A 2284-nucleotide genomic window follows, 5' to 3' on the forward strand; every position below is an offset into this window, starting at 1 on the left:
CCTGTTACGACCCTGCCATCCACCAGGCCAACGGAAAGATCAACAGTAGGCCAGACACACCTGTCCCGGCATAGAGGTTGACTCAGGAAACTCATGCCACGCCTCCTGAACTTGCCTGCCGCGTACGGCGGTTGCGGGCCACCGTCCACAGGGACGCCAGGCCGCCGGGCAGGAAACCGACCGCGACCACGAACAACAGGCCCTGGAAGTACGTCCATCCGGCCGGATACGCGTCCGACAGGGTGCTCTGCGTCCAGGCGACCGCGATCGCGCCGAGCACCGCGCCCACCAGCGACGCCCGGCCGCCGACCGCCGCACCGATGACGAAGCCGATCGACGGCACGATCCCGATCAGCGCCGGGGAGATGATCCCGACGGCGGGGACGAAGAGCGCGCCGGCCAGACCCGCCATGCCCGCCGCTACGACATACGCGACCAGCTTGACGTTGGCCGGGTTGTAGCCGAGGAAGCGCACCCGTTCCTCGGAGTCCCGTACGGCGACGAGGAGTTCGCCGTACCGGCTGACGAACAGCTGGCGGGCGAGAGCCATCAGCAACAGCAGTACCGCCGCGATGACGAAGTACACCATCCGCTGGTTGACCGGGTCGTCGAGCGAGTAGCCGAAGAAGCCCTGCATGTCCGTCAGACCGTTCGTGCCGCCCGTCGTCGCCTGCTGGCCGATCAGCCAGATGGAGAAGGCCGCGGCGAGCGCCTGGCTGAGGATCGCGAAGTACGCGCCCTTCACCCGGCGCCGGAAGACCAGGAAGCCGAGCAGCGCGGCCACCGTCATGGGGAGGACGATCGTCATGGCGAGCGCGAACAGGGGGTTGGCGAACGGCTCCCACCACCAGGGCAGGGTGTCACCGGTGCCGTACAGCTGCATGAAGTCGGGCAGTTTCTCGCCGGTGTCGGCGGCGTCGGCGAGCTTGAGGTGCATGGCCATGGCGTAGCCGCCGAGGCCGAAGAAGACGCCCTGGCCGAGGACGAGGAGTCCGCCGCGGCCCCAGGCGAGGCTGACGCCGACGGCGACGATGGCGTAGCAGAGGTACTTGGCGAGAAGGGCGAGGCGGAAGTCGGAGAGCGCCAACGGGGCTATGCCCAGCAGGAGTACGGCTCCGAGGGCGAAGCCACCGGGTACGCGCAGCCGTTCCAGGAGCGGGGTCCGGGTGGGAGGTTGCGGGGGCGGCGGGGTAACTGCCTCTGTGGGCTTGGTCGTTGTCGTCATGCCAGGCTCCGGGTGCGCAGTGTGTACAGGCCCTGCGGTCGCCATTGGAGGAAGGCGACGATCGCCACCAGGACAACGACCTTGGCGACGCTGACGGTTGTCGAGTATTCGAGGACCGACTGGAGAACACCGAGTGCGAACGCGGTGATCACGCTGCCCTTCAACTGGCCGATGCCGCCGACGACCACGACGAGGAAGGCGTCGACGATGTAGTTGGTGCCCATCGTCGGGCCGATCGGGCCTACGAGGGTGAGCGCGACGCCCGCCACTCCCGCCAGGCCTGACCCGATGAAGAACGTCATCCGGTCGACCTTGCCGGTGGCGATGCCCGACACCTCGGCGAGGTCGCGGTTCTGGACGACGGCCCGGATGCGGCGGCCCAGCGGGGTCGTCCGCAGGACGATCGTGAGGGCCAGGACGCAGAGGAGGGCCAGGCCGAGGATGAACAGGCGGCTGTTGGCGAGGGTGATCCCGCCGCCCACCGAGATGTTGTCGGTGAGCAGATCGGGCGCGTGCGTCTGGACGTTGGGGGCGCCGAAGATGTCACGGGCCAGCTGCTGGAGCATCAGTGAGACGCCCCAGGTGACCAGCAGGGTGTCCAGCGGGCGTGTGTACAGGCGGCGGATGAGCAGCCATTCCAGGAGCGCGCCCATCAGGCCCGCGACGACGAATGCGACGGGGAGCGCGACCAGTAGCGAGAGGCCGGCGCTGCTGATGGACTTCTGGAGGACGTACGTGGTGTAGGCGCCGGTCATGATGAACTCGCCGTGCGCCATGTTGATCACGCCCATCTGACCGAAGGTGAGGGTCAGGCCGAGCGCGATGAGCAGGAGGACGGCGCCGATGCTGATGCCGGTGAAGGTTTGGTTGAGGATGACCGTCATGGAGCGGCTCCTGGTCGGGGGGGCGGGTGGGGTGCTTTTCCTCGCCCCCGCCGCCCTTACCCGTCCCATCCCTCGGGGGGGCCCCCCCCCCCCCCCCCCACCCCGCCCCACCCCCCCCCCCCCAAAACCCCCCCCGGGGGGGGGGTTGCGGCCCGGGGGTTGTTTTTTAAGCGCG

2 protein-coding genes are annotated in these 2284 nt (G+C 68.7%); both read right to left on the reverse strand.

Features of this window, described 5'->3' with window-relative positions; translation table 11 throughout:
• Positions 1–91 precede the first annotated feature (91 nt).
• Positions 92–1225, reverse strand: coding sequence for an urea ABC transporter permease subunit UrtC (gene urtC / locus ACH4TV_RS48050; protein WP_398407817.1), 1134 nt, complete (start codon positions 1223–1225; stop codon positions 92–94).
• Positions 1222–2109: an urea ABC transporter permease subunit UrtB gene (gene urtB / locus ACH4TV_RS48055; protein ID WP_398407818.1), complete on the reverse strand. Its 888-nt coding sequence runs from the start codon at positions 2107–2109 to the stop codon at positions 1222–1224. The genes urtC and urtB overlap by 4 nt, the downstream gene beginning before the upstream one ends.
• Positions 2110–2284 lie beyond the last annotated feature (175 nt).

Source organism: Streptomyces sp. NPDC020898, assembly GCF_044333925.1.
Taxonomy (GTDB): Bacteria; Actinomycetota; Actinomycetes; order Streptomycetales; family Streptomycetaceae; genus Streptomyces.